This is a genomic window from Pseudomonas sp. D3 (assembly GCF_029320995.1).
GTDB lineage: Bacteria > Pseudomonadota > Gammaproteobacteria > Pseudomonadales > Pseudomonadaceae > Aquipseudomonas > Aquipseudomonas paraveronii.
The window spans coordinates 4,930,465-4,949,998 of sequence record NZ_CP119772.1; the positions used below are offsets into that span (position 1 = coordinate 4,930,465).

16 protein-coding genes are annotated in these 19,534 nt (G+C 61.3%); 7 read left to right on the forward strand and 9 right to left on the reverse strand.

The genetic code is table 11. The annotated features are described in order from the left end of the window. Positions 1–2: 2 nt before the first annotated feature. On the reverse strand, positions 3–662 hold the full coding sequence (locus P3S72_RS22695; protein WP_247405719.1) for a GntR family transcriptional regulator: 660 nt from the start codon (positions 660–662) through the stop codon (positions 3–5). A gap of 280 nt (positions 663–942) precedes the next feature. Here P3S72_RS22695 and xdhA point away from each other — a divergent pair, with 280 nt between their 5' ends. From xdhA to guaD, 4 genes are all read left to right on the forward strand, one after another. Further along, positions 943–2,391 (forward strand): xanthine dehydrogenase small subunit, encoded by a 1,449-nt coding sequence (xdhA, locus tag P3S72_RS22700; RefSeq protein WP_276194315.1) that lies wholly within the window; start codon positions 943–945, stop codon positions 2,389–2,391. Then, a complete protein-coding gene (xdhB, locus tag P3S72_RS22705) occupies positions 2,384–4,783 on the forward strand; it encodes a xanthine dehydrogenase molybdopterin binding subunit (RefSeq protein ID WP_276194316.1) in 2,400 nt (799 codons plus the stop codon). Before xdhA ends, xdhB begins: the two co-directional genes overlap by 8 nt. Before the next feature lie 138 nt (positions 4,784–4,921). Continuing rightward, positions 4,922–5,776 (forward strand): xanthine dehydrogenase accessory protein XdhC, encoded by an 855-nt coding sequence (gene xdhC, locus P3S72_RS22710; protein ID WP_276194317.1) that lies wholly within the window; start codon positions 4,922–4,924, stop codon positions 5,774–5,776. A 7-nt stretch (positions 5,777–5,783) separates the two neighbouring features. Then, positions 5,784–7,088: a guanine deaminase gene (gene guaD, locus P3S72_RS22715; protein ID WP_276194318.1), complete on the forward strand. Its 1,305-nt coding sequence runs from the start codon at positions 5,784–5,786 to the stop codon at positions 7,086–7,088. Positions 7,089–7,123: 35 nt separating this feature from the next. Here guaD and P3S72_RS22720 read toward each other — a convergent pair whose 3' ends face one another. Next, on the reverse strand, positions 7,124–7,888 hold the full coding sequence (locus tag P3S72_RS22720) for a GntR family transcriptional regulator (protein ID WP_276194319.1): 765 nt from the start codon (positions 7,886–7,888) through the stop codon (positions 7,124–7,126). A gap of 227 nt (positions 7,889–8,115) precedes the next feature. Between P3S72_RS22720 and P3S72_RS22725 the strand changes: the two genes are divergently transcribed. Beyond that, positions 8,116–9,306, forward strand: coding sequence for a benzoate/H(+) symporter BenE family transporter (locus P3S72_RS22725; protein ID WP_276194320.1), 1,191 nt, complete (start codon positions 8,116–8,118; stop codon positions 9,304–9,306). Positions 9,307–9,361: 55 nt separating this feature from the next. On the opposite strand, the gene P3S72_RS22730 is transcribed toward P3S72_RS22725, so the two are convergent. Continuing rightward, complete coding sequence (locus P3S72_RS22730; RefSeq protein ID WP_247400046.1) at positions 9,362–9,706, reverse strand: YggL family protein; 345 nt, start codon at positions 9,704–9,706, stop codon at positions 9,362–9,364. Between the two features lie 238 nt (positions 9,707–9,944). Here P3S72_RS22730 and dacB point away from each other — a divergent pair, with 238 nt between their 5' ends. After that, positions 9,945–11,405, forward strand: a complete 1,461-nt coding sequence (gene dacB / locus P3S72_RS22735) for a D-alanyl-D-alanine carboxypeptidase/D-alanyl-D-alanine-endopeptidase (RefSeq protein WP_276194321.1) — start codon at positions 9,945–9,947, stop codon at positions 11,403–11,405. A gap of 87 nt (positions 11,406–11,492) precedes the next feature. On the opposite strand, the gene P3S72_RS22740 is transcribed toward dacB, so the two are convergent. Further along, positions 11,493–13,907 carry a GGDEF domain-containing protein gene (locus P3S72_RS22740; protein WP_276194322.1) on the reverse strand — a complete coding sequence of 805 codons (2,415 nt, stop codon included), beginning with the start codon at positions 13,905–13,907 and terminating at the stop codon, positions 11,493–11,495. 139 nt (positions 13,908–14,046) lie between these two features. After that, on the reverse strand, positions 14,047–16,317 hold the full coding sequence (gene rlmKL, locus P3S72_RS22745) for a bifunctional 23S rRNA (guanine(2069)-N(7))-methyltransferase RlmK/23S rRNA (guanine(2445)-N(2))-methyltransferase RlmL (protein WP_276194323.1): 2,271 nt from the start codon (positions 16,315–16,317) through the stop codon (positions 14,047–14,049). A gap of 531 nt (positions 16,318–16,848) precedes the next feature. Between rlmKL and P3S72_RS22750 the strand changes: the two genes are divergently transcribed. Beyond that, on the forward strand, positions 16,849–17,064 hold the full coding sequence (locus P3S72_RS22750; protein ID WP_002553055.1) for a ribosome modulation factor: 216 nt from the start codon (positions 16,849–16,851) through the stop codon (positions 17,062–17,064). Positions 17,065–17,188: 124 nt separating this feature from the next. Here the strand turns inward: P3S72_RS22750 and P3S72_RS22755 are convergent, their stop codons facing one another. From P3S72_RS22755 to P3S72_RS22770, 4 genes are all read right to left on the reverse strand, one after another. Next, positions 17,189–18,217: a quinone-dependent dihydroorotate dehydrogenase gene (locus P3S72_RS22755; RefSeq protein ID WP_276194326.1), complete on the reverse strand. Its 1,029-nt coding sequence runs from the start codon at positions 18,215–18,217 to the stop codon at positions 17,189–17,191. Between the two features lie 86 nt (positions 18,218–18,303). Next, positions 18,304–18,723 (reverse strand): transglycosylase SLT domain-containing protein, encoded by a 420-nt coding sequence (locus P3S72_RS22760; RefSeq protein WP_247400075.1) that lies wholly within the window; start codon positions 18,721–18,723, stop codon positions 18,304–18,306. A gap of 41 nt (positions 18,724–18,764) precedes the next feature. Then, positions 18,765–19,142 (reverse strand): winged helix-turn-helix domain-containing protein, encoded by a 378-nt coding sequence (locus P3S72_RS22765; RefSeq protein ID WP_276194327.1) that lies wholly within the window; start codon positions 19,140–19,142, stop codon positions 18,765–18,767. 168 nt (positions 19,143–19,310) lie between these two features. After that, entirely contained in the window at positions 19,311–19,526 is a 216-nt protein-coding gene (locus P3S72_RS22770) for a FliM/FliN family flagellar motor switch protein (protein ID WP_017845218.1), read from the reverse strand. Between the last annotated feature and the right edge of the window lie 8 nt (positions 19,527–19,534).

Consider the following 19,534-nt stretch of genomic DNA (forward strand, 5'->3'; position numbering starts at 1 on the left):
GCTTAGACGTCCGCCAACGCAGCGATCACCAGCGAGCAACTGCGCTGGCCGTAGGCCGACAGCACCTGGCGAATCTGCGGCAAGTCACGGGCGAGCACGGCGGCGAGCAGTTGCGCGAACAGCGCGAGGTATTCGCTCATGGAGGCCTTGCGTTGATCCAGGGCCAGGTAGTAGGCGCGGTTCATTGCCGGCTGCAGGTTCTCGACGGTTTCCTGCAAGTACGGGTTGTTGGCGAAGGGGTACGCAGCACGCATCACGTTGAAGCATTCTTCGACAAACGAGCGGATGTCCTGGCGTTCGAAATTGCTCACCAGGCGCTGCTGGATCTGCACGAACGGCGCCATGTCGGCCTGGGTCCGCCAGCCCTGCGCCACCGCATTGCCGAGCAGGATGTACAGCTCGGCCATCAGCGTACACAGGCTCTGCACCTTGTGCGCCGTGAGTTCGGTGACGTGGGCGCCACGGCGCGGCAAGATCGCGATCAGGTGGCGACGTTCAAGGATCAGCAAGGCTTCACGCACGGAACCACGACTGACGTTGAGCGCCAGCGTGACCTTCTGTTCCTGTATCCGCTCCCCAGGCTTGAGATCGCCGCGAATGATACGTTCGGCGAGGTGGTGAGCGATTTGCTCGGCGAGACTGTCCGGCGCCTTGAACGTCATGTTTTTCCTTCAAAATCTTCTATCGGTACAAGCGCGGCAGTGTAGCGCAAATGCCCGCTGATGGCGCTCGGCCCACGTTCAACAATTTGGCATGAAATAAGCAGCAGTGAACAGCCAGAAGTCCCCAAAAACGCCGGTTCCAGAAGACTGGACCATAATTGAACGTGTTGCGGCCGCATTTTCTTGACCCAAAGGTCAGAAACTCGTTGACCGAAAAGTCAGACATGACTAGATTCGGCGCAAAGCGGTTAACAACAATAATGAGTCTGCGAGGCCTTCCGTGATCCAGTTTTTACTTAACCAGGAACTCCGTAGCGAGCACGCCCTGGACCCCAACCTGACCGTGCTCAACTACCTGCGCGAGCATGTGGGCAAACCCGGCACCAAGGAAGGCTGCGCCAGCGGCGATTGCGGCGCCTGCACCGTGGTGGTCGGTGAACTGCACAGCGATGAGCAAGGCGCCGAGCGCATTCGCTATCGCAGCCTCAATGCCTGCCTGACGTTTGTGGCGTCGTTGCATGGCAAACAACTGATCAGCGTCGAAGACCTCAAGCATCAGGGCCAACTGCACAGCGTGCAACAGGCCATGGTGGAGTGCCACGGCTCGCAATGCGGCTTTTGCACCCCCGGTTTTGTGATGTCGTTGTTCGCCCTGCAAAAGAACAGCGACGCCCCCGACCGCGAGAAAGCCCATGAAGCCCTGGCCGGTAACCTCTGCCGCTGCACCGGTTATCGCCCGATCCTCGCCGCCGCTGAACAGGCCTGCGGCAACAAACCCCAGGATCAGTTCGACAGCCGTGAGGCCCAGACCATCGCCCGTCTCAAGGCCATCGCGCCGACGCAAACCGCTGAACTCAACAGCGGCGACAAACGCTGCCTGGTGCCACTGACCGTCGCCGACCTGGCCGACCTCTACGACGCCTACCCCCAGGCCCGCCTGCTGGCCGGCGGCACCGACCTGGCGCTGGAAGTCACGCAGTTCCACCGCACGCTGCCGGTGATGATCTACGTCGGCAATATCGACGAGATGAAGCGCATCGAGACGTTCGACGATCGCCTGGAAATCGGCGCCGCCGCCGCCCTCTCCGATTGCTATACCGCGCTGCACCACGAATACCCGGACTTCGGCGAACTGCTGCAGCGCTTCGCCTCCCTGCAAATCCGCAACCAGGGCACCTTGGGCGGCAACATCGGCAATGCCTCGCCGATCGGTGATTCGCCGCCGCTGCTGATCGCCCTCGGCGCGCAGATCGTGCTGTGCAAGGGCAACGTCCGGCGCACCCTGGCGCTGGAAGATTACTTCATCGACTACCGCGTCACCGCGCGCCAGGACAGCGAGTTCATCGAGAAGATCATCGTGCCCAAGGGCCACGCGCGGTTCCGTGCGTACAAGGTATCCAAGCGCCTGGACGATGACATTTCCGCAGTGTGCGCGGCGTTCAACCTGAAGATCGATAACGCTGTGATCAGCGACGCCCGCGTTGCCTTCGGGGGCATGGCCGCCACGCCAAAACGCGCCAAACACTGCGAGACCGTGCTGATCGGCGCCCCCTGGAATGCCGCCACCGTGGAGCAAGCCTGCGCCGCCCTGGCCGAGGATTTCACTCCGCTGTCGGACTTCCGCGCCAGTAAGGAATACCGCCTGTTCAGCGCACAAAACCTGCTGCGCAAATACTTCATCGAACTGCAAACGCCGCACATCGAGACTCGGGTGACCGCTTATGTCTAACCACCACGCCGTGGCAAAAACCCAGGCCGAACTGGCCGAACTGTTTGCCCAGGACCTGACCTGTGGGGTCGGGCGCAGCGTCAAGCATGACAGCGCCGCCAAGCACGTCTGCGGCGAAGCGCAGTACATCGATGACCGCCTGGAATTCCCCAACCAGTTGCACCTGTATGCGCGCCTGTCCGACCGCGCCCACGCGAAGATCCTGCGCATCGATACCGCGCCCTGCTACGCCTTCGACGGTGTGCGCATCGTCATCACCCACGAAGACGTGCCAGGGCTCAAAGACATCGGCCCGCTGCTGCCGGGTGATCCGTTGCTGGCCATCGACACCGTGCAGTTCGTCGGCCAGGTGGTGCTCGCCGTGGCCGCCCGCGACCTGGAAACCGCGCGTAAAGCGGCGCTGGCCGCGGTGATCGAATACGAAGACCTGGAGCCGGTGCTGGACGTGGTCGAAGCCTATCGCAACCAGCACTTCGTGCTGGACAGCCACACCCATCAACGCGGTGATTCGGCGGCGGCGCTGGTGGCCGCGAAGCACCGCATCCAGGGCACGCTGCATATCGGTGGCCAGGAACACTTCTACCTGGAAACCCAGATTTCCTCGGTCATGCCGACCGAAGACGGCGGCATGATCGTCTACTGCTCCACGCAAAACCCCACCGAGGTGCAGAAGCTGGTGGCCGAAGTGCTGGACGTGTCGATGAACAACATCGTCGTCGACATGCGCCGCATGGGTGGCGGCTTCGGCGGCAAGGAAACCCAGGCCGCCAGCCCGGCGTGCCTGTGTGCGGTGGTCGCGCACCTTACCGGGCAGCCGACCAAGATGCGCCTGCCGCGCGTCGAAGACATGCTGATGACCGGCAAGCGCCACCCCTTCTATATCGAATACGACGTGGGCTTCGACGACAGCGGTCGACTGCACGGCATCCAGCTGGAGCTGGCAGGTAACTGCGGCTGCTCGCCGGACCTGTCGAACTCGATTGTCGACCGCGCCATGTTCCACGCCGACAACGCGTATTACCTGGGCGATGCCACGGTCAACGGCCATCGCTGCAAGACCAACACCGCGTCCAACACCGCCTATCGCGGCTTCGGTGGCCCGCAAGGCATGGTCGCCATCGAAGAAGTGATGGACGCCATCGCCCGCCATCTGGCCCTCGACCCGCTGGCCGTGCGCAAAGCCAACTATTACGGCAAGACCGAGCGCAACGTCACGCACTACTACCAAACCGTCGAGCACAACCTGCTCGAAGAGATGACCGCCGAGCTTGAGGCCAGCAGCCAATACGCCGAGCGCCGCGAAGCGATCCGCCGCTACAACGCCCACAGCCCGATCCTGAAAAAAGGCCTGGCGCTGACCCCAGTGAAATTCGGCATCTCCTTCACCGCCAGCTTCCTCAACCAGGCCGGGGCGCTGATCCATATCTACACCGATGGCAGCATCCACCTGAACCACGGCGGCACCGAGATGGGCCAGGGCTTGAACACCAAGGTTGCGCAAGTGGTGGCCGAGGTGTTCCAGGTGAACATCGACCGTGTGCAGATCACCGCCACCAACACCGACAAGGTGCCCAACACCTCGCCGACCGCAGCCTCCAGCGGTGCCGACCTGAACGGCAAGGCCGCGCAGAACGCCGCCGAAATCATCAAGCAACGCCTGGTTGAATTTGCCGCACGCAAATTCGAGGTGAGCGAAGCGGACGTGGCATTCCACAACGGCCATGTGCGCGTGCGCGAGCAGATCCTGAGCTTTGAAAGCCTGATCCAGCAGGCGTATTTCGCCCAGGTGTCGTTGTCGAGCACCGGCTTCTACAAGACCCCGAAAATCTTCTACGACCGCAGCCAGGCGCGCGGTCGGCCGTTCTACTACTTCGCGTTCGGCGCGGCCTGCTGCGAAGTGATCGTCGATACCCTGACCGGCGAATACAAGATGCTGCGCACCGATATCCTCCACGATGTGGGCGCCTCGCTGAACCCGGCCATCGACATCGGGCAGGTGGAAGGCGGCTTTATCCAGGGCATGGGCTGGCTGACCATGGAAGAGCTGGTATGGAACGACAAGGGCAAGCTGATGACGAACGGCCCGGCCAGCTACAAGATCCCGGCCGTTGCCGACATGCCCCTGGATTTGCGCGTGAAGCTGGTGGAAAACCGCAAGAACCCGGAAGACACGGTGTTCCATTCCAAGGCCGTGGGCGAACCGCCGTTCATGCTCGGGATTGCTTCGTGGTGCGCGATCAAGGATGCGGTGGCGAGCCTGGGCGACTATCGCCACCAGCCGAACATCGATGCGCCGGCGACGCCTGAGCGGGTGTTGTGGGGGTGTGAACAGATGCGGAAGTTGGCTGCTGCGAAGGCGGTTGAGGCTGAAACCGAGATGGCTTCGCTTTGAATCGAGGCGCTGCCATCGGGGGCAAGTCGAATCGTCGCACCGCCCCTCCCACATTTTTGACCTGTGAATACATTCAAGTGTGGGAGGGGGCTTGCCCCCGATGACGGTAGAACTGACAACAGAAATGTTGAGGTAGACATGAACAACTGGATCAGCGCCCTCGCCAACCTGCAAAACCAGGGCGAACCCTGCGTACTGGTGACCATCATCGAAGAGCTCGGCTCCACGCCGCGCAATGCCGGTTCGAAGATGGTGATCAGCGCCGCGCAGACGTTCGACACCATCGGCGGCGGGCACCTGGAATACAAGGCGATGCAGCTCGCCCGCGACATGCTCGCCCGCGGCCAGCAACACACCCATCTGGAGCGCTTCAGCCTCGGCGCGAGCCTGGGCCAGTGCTGTGGCGGCGCGACCGTACTGCTGTTCGAACCGATGGGCCAAGTGCAGGCACAGATCGCCGTATTTGGCGCCGGCCACGTCGGCCGCGCACTGGTGCCGTTGCTGGCGAGCCTGCCGTGTCGGGTGCGCTGGATCGATTCGCGCGAGCAAGAGTTCCCGGAACACATCCCACAGGGCGTGCGTAAAATCGTCAGCGAAGAACCGGTCGACGAAATTGCCGACCTGCCCGTGGGCAGTTACTGCATCGTGATGACCCACAATCACGCGCTGGACCTGGAGCTCAGCGCCGCCCTGCTCAAGCGCAATGACTTTGCCTACTTCGGCCTGATCGGTTCGAAGACCAAGCGCGTCAAGTTCGAACACCGCCTGCGTGATCGCGGCGTCGACACCGCACAGCTGCAACGCATGCGCTGCCCCATGGGCCTTAGCGAGGTGAAGGGCAAATTGCCGGTGGAAATCGCCATCTCCATCGCCGGGGAAATCATCGCCACCTACAACGCCCATTTCGGCCAGCACACCGCGAGCGCCGAACCGATTGCCCAACTGCTGCCGGCCTCGCGCCGCAGTCAAGCTGCCACTTTTGCCAAAAATTGAGATCACCATGCCTTTGACGCGCAAAGCCTACCGTGCCGCCATCCTGCACAGCCTCGCCGACCCCGCTGAAGTGGGGATCGAGGCGTCCTACGAGTATTTCGAAGACGGCCTGCTGGTCATCGACAACGGTCGGATCAGTGCCTTGGGGCACGCCCGTGACCTGCTGCCGAGCCTGCCCGCCGAGGTCGAAATCACCCATTACCAGGACGCGCTGATCACCCCCGGCCTGATCGACACGCATATCCACCTGCCGCAAACCGGCATGGTCGGCGCCTATGGCGAACAGCTGCTGGATTGGCTCAACACCTACACCTTCCCCTGCGAACGCCAGTTCGCCGACAAGGCCCACGCCGAGGAAGTCGCGGATATCTTCATCAAGGAGTTGCTGCGCAACGGCACCACCACCGCGCTGGTGTTCGGCAGCGTGCATCCGCAATCGGTGAATGCGTTCTTCGAAGCCGCCGAAAAACTCGACCTGCGCATGATCGCCGGCAAGGTGATGATGGACCGCAACGCTCCAGACTACCTCACCGACACCGCCGAATCCGGCTACCAGGAGAGCAAGGCGCTGATCGAACGCTGGCACGGCAAGGGCCGCCTGCACTATGCGGTGACGCCACGCTTCGCCCCCACCAGCACGCCGCAGCAATTGGCGCTGGCCGGGCAACTGCTGGGCGAATACCCGGACCTGTACATGCAGACGCACATCAGTGAGAACAAGCAGGAAGTCGAGTGGGTCAACGAACTGTTTCCTGAGCGCAGCGGCTACCTGGATGTGTACGACCACTACAAGCTACTGGGCGAACGCTCGGTGTTTGCCCACGGCGTGCACCTGTGCGATGACGAATGCGCGCGGTTGGCGCAAACCGGCTCGGCAGTCGCATTCTGCCCGACCTCGAACCTGTTCCTCGGCAGCGGGCTGTTCAACCTGCCAATGGCCGAAAAGCACAAACTCAACGTGGGCCTGGGCACTGACGTGGGCGGTGGCACCAGTTTCTCGTTGCTGCAGACGCTGAACGAAGCCTACAAGGTCATGCAACTGCAGGGCGCACGATTGAGCCCGTTCAAGTCGCTGTACCTGGCCACACTGGGCGGTGCGCGGGCGCTGCGACTGGAAGACAAGATCGGCACGTTGCAGCCGGGCACCGATGCGGACTTCCTGGTGCTGGACTACAACGCCACGCCGTTGCTCAGCTACCGCATGAAGCAGGCGAAGGACATTGCCGAGAGGTTGTTTGTACTGATGACGCTGGGGGATGATCGGGCGGTGTTGCAGACCTACGCGGCCGGCAGTCTAGTCCACCAACGCTAATTTCAAATACGCCACAAACCCAAATGTGGGAGGGTTTACAGTTTGACCGAAGAGCGCCCAGGCTTCTTGCTCAGCAACAAATGCGAGAACACCGCGTGCAGGTCATCCGACGCGCTTTCCTCATCGAGGTTGAGCTTGCTGTCGATGTGATCCATGTGATGCATCATCAAACTCACCGCCAGCGCCGCGTCCCGGGCTTCGATCGCATCGATCAACTGGGTGTGTTCATCGTAGGAACAGTGCGAGCGGTTACCGCTTTCGTACTGGGCGATGATCAACGAGGTCTGGGACACCAGGCTGCGCTGGAAGCTGATCAGCGGCGCGTTCTTCGCCGCTTCGGCCAGCTTCAGATGGAACTCTCCGGAAAGGCGGATACCGGCACCGCGATCGCCGCGGGAGAAGCTGTCGCGTTCGTCGTTGACCATCTGTCGCAACTCGGCCAACTGCTCAGCCGTGGCGTGCTGCACCGCCAGTTCCGTGATCGCCCGCTCGACCAGACGTCGGGCCAGGAACACCTGGCGCGCTTCTTCGACACTGGGGCTGGCCACCACGGCGCCACGATTTGGCCGCAGTAGCACCACGCCTTCATGGGCCAAACGCGACAGCGCGCGGCGAATGATGGTGCGGCTGACGCCGAAGATTTCGCCCAGTGCCTCTTCGCTCAACTTGGTACCGGGAGCCAGGCGTTGTTCGAGGATCGCCTCGAAGATATGCGCGTAGACGATATCGTCCTGGGTTCCACTGCGACCGGTCTTGCCGGCTCGCGGTTGTTTCTTGAGAGGTTGCAACTGTTCGTTCATGGGCACTCGGGTCGGGAGAACGGCGGCGAATTAACGGTAATACGGCAACAAAGATGCGCTGGCAAGTATCGCCTAAAATCAGCGCACATTGTACACAACCCCATGTGCCAACACACTGTACGGCTGTTTGCGGCCCCGGCTGTATTGCAATGAATCGTTACGTTTGAGTTTAGGCTTGAATCTGCGCCTTCACTGGCAAACTCCCAGGTAAAAGGAAACACCTCGCCATGACCGACGCCACCCAAGCGCCCTTGCGCCCGCTGGCCGATACTTCTCCCTCGGCCATCGTCGCCGGTTTCATCGCCATGATGACCGGCTACACCAGCTCCCTGGTGCTGATGTTCCAGGCTGGCCAAGCCGCCGGTTTGACCACCGCGCAGATTTCCTCGTGGATCTGGGCGATTTCCATCGGCATGGCGGTGTGCAGCATCGGCCTGTCCCTGCGCTACCGCACGCCGATCACCATTGCCTGGTCGACGCCCGGCGCGGCGCTGTTAATCACCAGCCTCGGCGGCGTCAGTTACGGCGAAGCCATTGGCGCCTACATCACCTGCGCGGTGCTGGTGACGCTCTGCGGGCTGACCGGCAGCTTCGAAAAGCTGGTCAAACGCATCCCGGCGTCTCTGGCGGCGGCCTTGCTGGCGGGGATTCTGTTCAAGATCGGCAGCGAGATTTTCGTCGCCGCGCAACATCGCACCGGCCTGGTACTGGGGATGTTTTTCACCTACCTGATCATCAAACGCCTGTCGCCGCGGTATGCGGTGCTCGCCGCGCTGGTGATCGGCAGCGTGCTGTCCGGGCTGATGGGGCTCCTGGATTTCAGCGGCTTTCACCTGGAAGTGGCAACGCCGGTCTGGACCACGCCGCACTTCTCGCTGGCGGCGACCATCAGCATCGGCATCCCGCTGTTCGTGGTGGCGATGACCTCGCAGAACATGCCGGGCGTGGCCGTGTTGCGCGCCGACGGCTACAACGTGCCTGCGTCGCCGCTGATCACCGTCACCGGCCTGGCCTCGCTGGTGCTGGCGCCGTTCGGCTCCCACGGCATCAACCTGGCGGCGATCAGTGCGGCGATCTGCACCGGGCCCCACGCTCATGAAGACCGTAACAAGCGCTACACGGCGGCTGTCTGGTGTGGGGTGTTCTACGGCATTGCCGGGGTGTTCGGCGCCACATTGGCGGCCTTGTTCGCAGCGCTGCCCAAAGAGCTGGTGCTGTCGATTGCGGCGTTGGCCTTGTTTGGCTCGATCATCAATGGCTTGAGCATTGCCATGAATCAGCCGAAGGAACGGGAAGCGGCGCTGATCACCTTTATGGTCACCGCGTCAGGCTTGACGTTGTTTTCCATCGGGTCGGCGTTCTGGGGAATTGTGGCGGGGGTGTTGACGCTGCTGATTCTGAACTGGCGCAAGGCCTGAGTGTTTAAGGCCCCATAACGAAACAGCGACCCGGGCGGGTCGCTGTTTCATGACATCAGACGGCCGAGTTGATCGACGTCTCTGGATGCCAAGCGTCCAACAGCGCGCTTACTTCAACGCGAGTCAGCTCTGCGCGGGCCTTGAGCCACGCTTCAACGGTTGCACGTTGCTCTTCGGTGACCGAACCACGAGTGGCTTTGCACACCAGACCGAAGTCATCGCCGCCGACGTAGTCGAGGCCATTGCCGTCCATCGCTTCGGTCAGGAACGCTTCGAGGAACGCGTCAACCGCTGCATCGTCCAAACCTTCTTTGAAATCCAGGTTCAGTTCGAAACCCAGCTCTTGAAATTCATCAACGCACAGTTTTTTGCGCAGACGCCGGGAACGGTTAGTCGCCATTGGAACAATCCTCATAAGTAATAACGGGCGGCACTTTAGCAGTTTAAGGAAGCGATTGCCCGATTCTCTAGGACAGGCGGCGAAATGCTCGGAAAAAAAACGCCGATTAGCAGCTATCGTTCAGCTACAAGTGGCTCCAGCTTGGGGCATAATGCCGACACTTTCATGACCACTGGGGGATTTTCTTACATAACCCTCGCCTTTTTTCACCCTCCTCAGCAGTAGGGTCTTATTTCTTATGATCAAATCTTTGCGTCCATTGCTCCTTGCCGGCTTTCTCCTGCCGCTGGCCTTTTCCGCCACCGCCGCCCCGATCAACAACACCCTGCCGCCCAATGTTGCACAGGCCCTGCAGAAGGCCAAACTGCAAAACACCGCACTGTCCCTGGTGATGCTCCCGCTGAACGGTCCCGGCACACCCACCGTATTCAACGCCGACGTCTCGGTGAACCCGGCCTCTACCATGAAGCTGGTCACCACCTACGCGGCCCTGGAAATGCTCGGCCCCAACCACCAGTGGAAGACCGAGTTCTACACCGACGGCACCCTCAGCGGTGGCGTGTTGCGCGGCAACCTGTACCTCAAGGGTGGCGGCGACCCCAAGCTGAACATGGAAAAACTCTGGCTGCTGATGCGTGACCTGCGAGCCAATGGCGTGCAGCAAGTCACTGGCGACCTGGTACTGGACCGTAGCTTCTTTATCCAGCCACAACTGCCGGAATTCAATGACGACGGCAATGACGAGAACAAACCGTTCCTGGTCAAGCCCGATGCCCTGCTGGTCAACCTCAAGGCCTTGCGCTTCGTGACGCGCAACGATTCGGGACGCGTGATCGTGTCGGTCGAGCCGCCGATTGCCAGCATTCGCATCGACAATCAGGTCAAGGTATCCAACGCCAAGCAGTGTACCGGTGACGTGCGCTACAACCCGGTGACGGCGGCCGATGGCAGCATCACAGTAACCGTCAGCGGCCAGTTGGGCGAAGGCTGCAGTTCGCAGACCTACTTGTCGCTGCTCGACCACGCCACGTATACCGCCGGCGCCGTGCGGGCGATCTGGCAGGAATTGGGCGGCACCATCCAGGGCCGCGACATCCAAGCTCCGGTGCCCAAGGACGCCAAGGTACTGGCACGGGCCTTCTCGCCGGACCTGGCGGAAATCATCCGCGACATCAACAAATACAGTAACAACACCATGGCCCAGCAATTGTTCCTGAGCCTGGGCGCGCAGTTTCGCAACGATGCCGACGGCGACGATGCCAAGGCCGCCCAACGTGTGGTGCGCCAGTGGCTGGCGAAGAAAGGCATCACTGCACCGCATCTGGTGATGGAGAACGGTTCCGGCCTGTCACGTGCCGAACGCGTCAGTGCCCGTGAAATGGCGGCCATGCTGCAAGCCGCGTGGAAAAGCCCCTACGCGGCTGAGTACATCAGCTCGATGCCGATTGCCGGCACCGACGGCACCATGCGCAAACGCCTGAAGACCACTGCCATGCGCGGCGAAGCCCACGTCAAGACCGGCACCTTGAACACCGTGCGTGCCATCGCCGGGTTCAGCCGCGATAACAACGGCAATACCTGGGTAGTGGTGGCGATTCTCAACGATCCGAAACCGTGGGGTGCGTCGTCGGTGCTCGACCAGGTGCTGCTGGACCTGTATCGCCAGCCGAAGCTGGCGGCGGCGGCGCCAGTCCTCTAGCGTTTGTGGCGAGGGGGCTTGCTCCCGCTGGGCTGCGACGCAGCCCTCAAGCCCGGCCCCGAATGTTATCTGCAAGCATGCGGGGTGTTAATCGGGACCGCTTCGCGGTCCAGCGGGAGCAAGCTCCTTCGCCACAGTTTCGACCCGATCCCTGCCCGCCTGCTTGGCCACGTACACCGCCGAATCCGCGCGCAGCAGCAACCCGTCGACCCCTTCGTCGATCCGCCAACTGGCCACCCCGAAGCTGGCTGTGACGGTCCCCACCGACTCCATCGGCGCGCTGCGCAGCGACTGCCATAACGCCATCGCCAAACTGTAGGCCTGGGTGCTATCGGTATTGGGGCACAACACCATGAACTCCTCGCCGCCCAGGCGACAGAACACATCGCTGCGGCGCAGACGTTGGCTGATGCGCTTGCACAGTTCCTGCAAGACCCCGTCGCCGACCGCATGGCCATATTGGTCGTTGATACGCTTGAAGTGATCGATATCCAGCATGATCACTGACAACGCCCCCGACGTGCGATTCAGGCGGACCATCTCGGCCTTGAGACGATCCTGGAAATACCGGCGGTTGTGAATCCCGGTGAGGGCATCGGTGATGGACAGCGCGCGCAGTTCTTCTTCCACGCGCTTGAGATCGGAAATATCAGACACATAACCATGCCACAGCGTACCGCCGCCCGGCAGTTCCTCCGGCGTGGCCTCACCGCGAATCCAGCGCAGGCCCCGTTGCGGCAACTGCACGCGGTACTCTTCGCGCCAGTGGCTCAATTGCAGCGCGGATAAGCGGATCGACGCACGCACCCGCTCGACGTCCAGGGGGTGGATGCGCTCCAAGACCTGCTTCGCATCCCGTTGCAGCACCCCGGTGTCGATCTCGTAGATATCGCGCATGCCATCGCTGGCGTAGATAAACCGCCAGTTGTCCTGGGGCTCCACGGTGAACTGGAAGATCCCGCCAGGCACATGGGCGCTGAGTTTTTTCAGCAAGCGGTCCCGCACGGCCAGGGCCTCATAGGCGCGTTTTTGCTCGGTGACATCCAGGTAAATCGCCAGGTGCCCGACCCATAAGCCATGCTCATCCAGCAACACGGTGCCGAGCATATTCACCGTCAACTGGCTGCCGTCCTCGCGCACCAGGGTCCACTCGCGGGCCTCCTGCGGGTTGTCCGGGCTTTCCACCAGCATCGCCTGGCTCGGCGGGATTCGCCGGCCCAACGCCACGCTCAAACTCGTCGCGCGCGCGTCCAGCTCCGCCGCGACATGCAGGCTTTCCAGGGTCAAGCGGCCGATTACGTGCTCGGCCTTGAACCCCAGCATCTGCTCGGCACCGGCGTTGAAGGTGTTGATCACGCCGTGCAAGTCGGTGGCAATGATTGCAACCTGCGTCGCGGCGTTCAGCACGCTACGCAACTGGCCGTGGGCGCCGCGCAGTTCCTGCTCGCGCAGGCGCAACTGCGCGGTACGCTGCTCCACCAGTTTCAAGGCGCGCTGACGCTGGCTGACCAACATATAGAGCAAGACGCTAAGCAACAGGCTGAAGAGCCCGCCCATGGCCAGGATCGAGACCAGGGAGAAACCGCTGCCCTTTTCGAACACCAGGCTGGGGCGCAGCGTTAGGGCGTAGACATGATCGCCGAGGGTCAGGCGGCGCGTGGCCACCAGATCGCTGTTGGCCAAAGCATTGCTGGACTCGTACAGCAGGCGCTTTTGCTGGTCAGAAGTGTCGACGATCTGCGTCACCAGATTATCGCGATCCGGCTTGGGCAAGCCGTCGGCCATCAACTGGCGCATGCTGATCACGGCCATCACAAAGCCGTAGGGTTCTGTCCCGCCTAGGGAGACGACTGGTGCGACCAATAACACGCCGGTGGCGTAGGCCGGCTCCGCACCCACCAACTGCATGGGCTGGGACACTGCCAGCTTACCGCTCGCTTGTGCGCGCTGAAGGGTCGAGCGCCGCAGAGGTTGGGCCAGCAGGTCAAAGCCCAGGGGCGAACCGAGCAGGCTGTGGGTCTGGCTGTACAGGATCGGCACGTATTCATCGCGCTCCACCGCCGGGGCCAACTCACCGAGTGAATTCAGTTCACGTATCCTGAAGGGCAGAGCGCGCTGGCGCGATACTTCCTGCTCAAACTGAACGCGCTGATCACGCAGCACCCGCGGCGCCCAGACATACGCACGGGAACGCAGCAGCAAGGGCTGGGCGAAACCATCGAACTCGTCTCGGGACACGTCACTGGAATTGACGAAAAAGCGTTGCAGGCTGGCCAGACGTTGCTCCTGGTCCTCGAAACGCTCCTGCAGACGGGTGAATCGCTCATTGACCAACAGTTGGAAACGCTGGCGCTCCTGCTGTTGATAGAGGTCGGATGTCGCCCAGGCAATGATGATCGTCAAGGTGCTGCCTGCCAAAAACACCACCAATGCCATCAGCCAAGCCGATACCTGCTCACTGATAAAACCTAGGATCTTCGGGCGAACGGCTTGCAACGGCATAGGCAACACTCACAACGCCAGCGTGCTGGGGTGTCACTTTGGCTGGACGTTTAGTTATAGCTAGCGGCCCTGTATTTGACCAGCGTAAAAAGCCGCAAGACCCGATTATTCGAGGCTTGCGGCTTATGGGGGGGAGCAATCAGCGAGCGGTGATTTTCCAGGCCCGATGGATCTTCGCATTGCGCGCAAAATCCGGGTCGAGGGTCTTGTCGCTGATTTCCTCGACCGCGTAGCGTTCGCTGAGGTTGTCCTCAAGCACAAACTTGCGGAAGTTGTTCGAGAAGTACAGCACGCCACCCGGTGCCAGGCGCGCCATGGCGAGATCGAGCAACTGCACGTGGTCGCGCTGCACGTCGAAGATACCTTCCATGCGCTTGGAGTTGGAGAAGGTCGGCGGGTCGATGAAGATCAGGTCGAACTCATCGCGACTGGCTTCCAGCCACGCCATCACATCACCCTGCTCCAGGCGGTTCTTGTCGGAGAAACCGTTGAGGGAGAAGTTACGACGTGCCCAGTCCAGGTAGGTCTTGGACAGGTCGACGCTGGTGGTGCTGCGCGCGCCACCCTTGGCTGCGTGCACGCTGGCGGTGGCGGTGTAGCAATACAGGTTGAGGAAACGCTTGCCGGCCGCCTCTTTCTGGATGCGCATGCGCATCGGACGGTGGTCGAGGAACAGGCCGGTGTCGAGGTAGTCGGTGAGGTTGACCAGCAGCTTCACGCCGCCTTCGCTGACCTCGGTGAACTTGCCCTGGGCGCTCTGGCGCTCGTACTGCTTGGTGCCGCTTTGACGCTCGCGGCGCTTGACCACCACGCGGTTCTTGTCGATGTTCAGCGCCTGGGGAATGGCCGCCAGGGCATCGAACATGCGTGCGGAGGCTTTTTCCGGGTCGATGGATTTCGGCGCGGCGTATTCCTGCACGTGGACCCAATCGTGATACAGGTCGATGGCCATGGAATATTCCGGCATGTCGGCATCGTAGACGCGGTAGCAATCCACACCTTCACGCTTGGCCCACTTGCCCAGTTGCTTGAGGTTCTTTTGCAGGCGGTTGGCGAACATCTGCCCGCCTTCGCTCAGGCGCGCCTGTTCGACCACGGGGGCTGGCGCCGCTGCTGGTTTGATCGGGTTGCCGTTCTTATTGTACTGGCGCTCTTGCGGCTCGGTCGGGGCCTGGTCGTAGGCGGCTTGTTCGCGTTCGGCCTGGCGCTGCTCCGGAGTGCGGCGCTCGCCGGTGACGAACTGGTCCGGGTTGACCTTGATCAGCAGCAATTTGCACGGCAAGGCGCCGTTCCAGAACGCATACTGCTTGTGGCTGCGGATGCCCATGCGCTTGCCCAGGTCCGGCGCGCCGGTGAATACCGCCGCTTCCCAGCCCATGCACGCTTGGCGCAGACGCTCGCCGAGGTTCTGGTAAAGGTACAACAAGCTCGCTTCGTCACCCAGGCGCTCGCCGTAGGGCGGGTTGCAGATCACCAGGCCTTTCTGGTTCTGGTCCGGACGCGGCTCGAACGTAGCGACTTCGCCCTGGTACACCTTGATCCAATGGCTGAGGCCGGCACGCTCGATGTTGTTGCGAGCAGGCTGGATCAAGCGCGGATCGGCTTCGTAGCCACGAATCCACAACGGCGGCTTGTTCATGCCGATGGCGGCACGCTCGCTGGCCTCGGTGTGAAGTTTCTTCCACAGCGCCGGGACGTGACCGAGCCAGGTGGTGAAACCCCACAGTTCGCGATTGAGGTTGGGCGCCATATCGGCGGCGATCATCGCGCCTTCCACCAAGAAGGTGCCCACGCCACACATCGGGTCGGTCAGCGCGCCGCCTTCAGCAGCGATGCGCGGCCAGCCGGCACGAATCAGGATCGCTGCCGCGAGGTTTTCCTTCAACGGTGCGGCACCCTGCTGCAGGCGGTAACCGCGCTGGTGCAGGCTGTGGCCGGACAGGTCGAGGGACAGGATCGCTTCGCCACGGTCCAGGCGCAGGTGGATGCGCAGGTCCGGATTGATCTTGTCGATGGACGGACGCTCGCCGGTTGGCGTGCGCAGCTTATCGACGATTGCATCCTTGACCTTCAGCGCGCCGAAGTGGGTGTTGTCGATGCCCGAGCCGTGACCGCTGAATTCCACCGCCAGACTGCCGTCCGGGACCATGTGCTCAGCCCACTCGATATCCAGCACGCCGTGGTAGAGGTCTTCGGCGTCCTTCATCGGGAAGCGCTTGAGTACCAGCAATACGCGGTTGGCCAGGCGCGACCAGAGGCACAGGCGGTAGGCGGTTTCCATGTCGGCCATGCCGCGCACGGCCGAGGTGTGCTCGCGGGCTTCCTCAAGGCCAAGCCCGACGGCTTCCTCGATCAGCAGGCCTTCGAGGCCCTTGGGGCAGGTGAGGAAGAGTTCAAAACGGTCCGACATGGGTAATCCAGGCTTTTCAGCAATAAATGAACGGGCGACGCATCGCCGGCTCGGTTTTCAATCAAGCACTTTTCTTGAAGAGTGCTCGCGTGGCACGAATGTGCCGTCCCACCCCGTCTGCCGGGCCTTTGGGCCTTGATTGACGGGGCAGAGAGATAATTTTTGCAACAAAAAGAAATATTCAGACCCTTCGTCGAATAGTGACCGACCGTGACGGGCGGGCTTTCTCACCGCAGGAAAAAGCCCATTCTCTTCGTAAGGCACATCATAGCTGGCTTTGCCCAATAAAAGGGGCGAAAAGCCATCCCAGCTTATGGCTATAGCATCACTATTGTGACGTGCTTATGACAAAACGATCATTGAATCCATGTGACCTATTGGTTAGAACTCAACACAGGTCAGCGCCACAACGACGTTGACACATTGGCTCGCCACGCCGGCAGCGAGCCGCACCAACGGCAGAAAAACTCTGCCCGGCCCCAGACGAGGCCGAAGGATATCAAGACAGTCAACAAGTGAGGGAAACACCCTATGAGAAGACTTAAGCGTGATCCGTTGGAAAGAGCATTTTTACGCGGATATCAATATGGCGTTCATGGCAAATCCCGTGAGCTTTGCCCATTTACTCTACCGTCGGTACGCCAAGCCTGGATCAACGGCTGGCGAGAAGGACGCGGCGACAACTGGGACGGTATGACAGGCACTGCGGGCATCCACAGACTCAACGAACTTCACGCGGTCGGCTAATCAAGGGCATTTAATTCCGACACCAGCACGAATACAGGTAACAACTTAACCACGCACGCCCTATCCAGGCGGCGGGCTTCGGCCCAGGGGCTCCTCTTGAGGAGCCCTTTTTATTGGGCGTGTGTCAGGCTTTTTTTGGCAACGCCGCAATCGCGTCCACCGCCTCGCGAATCAGCGCCGGGCCCTTGTAGATAAAACCGGAATACAGCTGCACCAGGCTAGCACCGGCGGCGATTTTCTCGGCCGCATGTTTGCCTTCGGTGATACCGCCAACCGCGATGATCGGCAAACGCCCTGCCAACTCGGTAGCCAGCACCTTGACGATATGCGTGCTCTTGTCACGCACCGGGGCGCCCGACAAGCCGCCCGCTTCGTCGCCATGGGCCAGGCCTTCAACACCGACACGGCTGAGGGTGGTGTTGGTGGCAATCACCGCATCCATCCCTGAATCCACCAGGGCCTGGGCGACCAGTACGGTTTCTTCATCACTCATGTCCGGGGCGATCTTGATCGCCAACGGCACGCGCTTGCCATGGCGCACGGCGAGGTCTTCCTGGCGCTGGCGCAAGGCTTCGAGCAATTGCTTGAGGGAATCACCAAACTGCAGGCTACGCAGGCCAGGGGTGTTGGGCGAGCTGACGTTCACCGTGACGTAGCTGGCGTGGGCGTAGACCTTGTCCAGGCAGATCAGGTAGTCATCCACCGCGCGCTCCACCGGCGTGTCGAAATTCTTGCCGATATTGATCCCGAGAATGCCCTTGTACTTCGCCGCTTGAACCCGCGACAGCAGGTGATCGACACCGAGGTTGTTGAAGCCCATGCGGTTGATGATCGCCTCGGCTTCCGGCAGGCGAAAAATGCGCGGCTTGGGGTTGCCCGGCTGAGGACGCGGGGTCACGGTGCCGATTTCGACGAAACCGAAACCCAACTGCGCAAAGCCGTCGATGGCCGTACCGTTCTTGTCCAGGCCGGCAGCCAGCCCGACCGGGTTGGGGAAGTCGAGCCCCATCACCGACACCGGCATTTTCGCCGGTGCCTTGCATACCAGGCCATTTAGCCCCAGGCGGCCACCGGCACCGATCAGGTCCAGGGACAGATCATGGGAGGTCTCCGGGGAGAGTTTGAACAACAACTGGCGGGCCAGGGTATACATGGGCGGGCTAGACTCGGATGGCGGCGATAAGTGGCGGCGATTATAGCCGGGCTGGCTGGCTGCGTGCGAGGCGTGCCGCCCAATCGTCAGTAGCGATGCGCGACCAACGCTTCGTAGCGGGCCCAGATCTTCTGTGCGTACTGCAGGCGTAACGCTTCACGCTGCGGACCGGGGCCCGGGCCTGCGTTGTAGGCGCCTATGGCCGTCCAGTTATAGCCGAAACGCTGAATGAACTCGGCAAGAATCGACGCCCCGACCTCTACCGACAGGCAGGGCTCACTCAACAGCCGTTCTTCGGTGATGCCCTGTTTGAGCAGGCGGGGCAAATGGATGCTGTTGATCTGCATCAGACCGATATCGCGGGTGCCATTGCGATTGTTGTAATTCATCGCGCCCGCACGATACCCCGACTCTACGGCGGCAATGGCCTGCAGCAACTCCGGTTCAAGATCGTAACGACTGGCCACCTCGTCCCAGCAATACGCCAGTGCCTGATTGCTTCCCATCAGCACCACCAGCAACAGGCCCCTGCGCCACACGTTGCGCTTTACCTGCCACAGGCCGAGCAAACATGGATGGGCTGCGACGGGGTGCGCTCAGCAGGTCGCACCGGGCACGTAAAGCGATAGCCTCTGCCATAGACCGTCTTGATAAACCCTTTGTCGGCACGCAAATGCTTACGCAATGAATAAATGCAGCGAGTCAGCGACTCCTCCGACACCTCCCCCTGGCGCCAAGCCATTTCAAGCAAACAGTCTTTGGTCATCAGCGCACCACCAGACACCAACAGCAAGCGCAGCACCTGCCACTCCTTGGGCGGCAACTGGATATCCGCGCCCTCACCGGTCAAACGTCCATCGCCATGCAGGGTCCAGTGGCCAAAGACCAGGGAAGTCGTCATCCCTCCATCATTCACGACGGCCATACACACCTCTGCATCCAACCACTGACATTAAAATCCTAATTTCCAGAACCGGCTCATACGCCGACGGCACGACTATAAAAAAGGCGCCCCCTACCCACCCTAGGAAAAAACCCATATCAGCAAGGCTTTCAGGAATAGCCTTGTAAGAAATCTCACTGGAGCTAACAACTAAGGCGATACCCACTCCTGGTAAACCTCAAGCAGCTCAACCCCCAGGCGGTCTTCCAACTGAACCAGCTCGCCCAGAGCCAACAATTGGCCATTGACCCGCACTTCCACGCAATGGATGACTTCCGGCGCCAAAGGCAGCACTTTCCCCGGTGCAAACAGCGCCAGCCGCTTGCGCGTGATCAGTTGTTCCTGCAAAAGAATTTCCAGATGCATGGCGAACG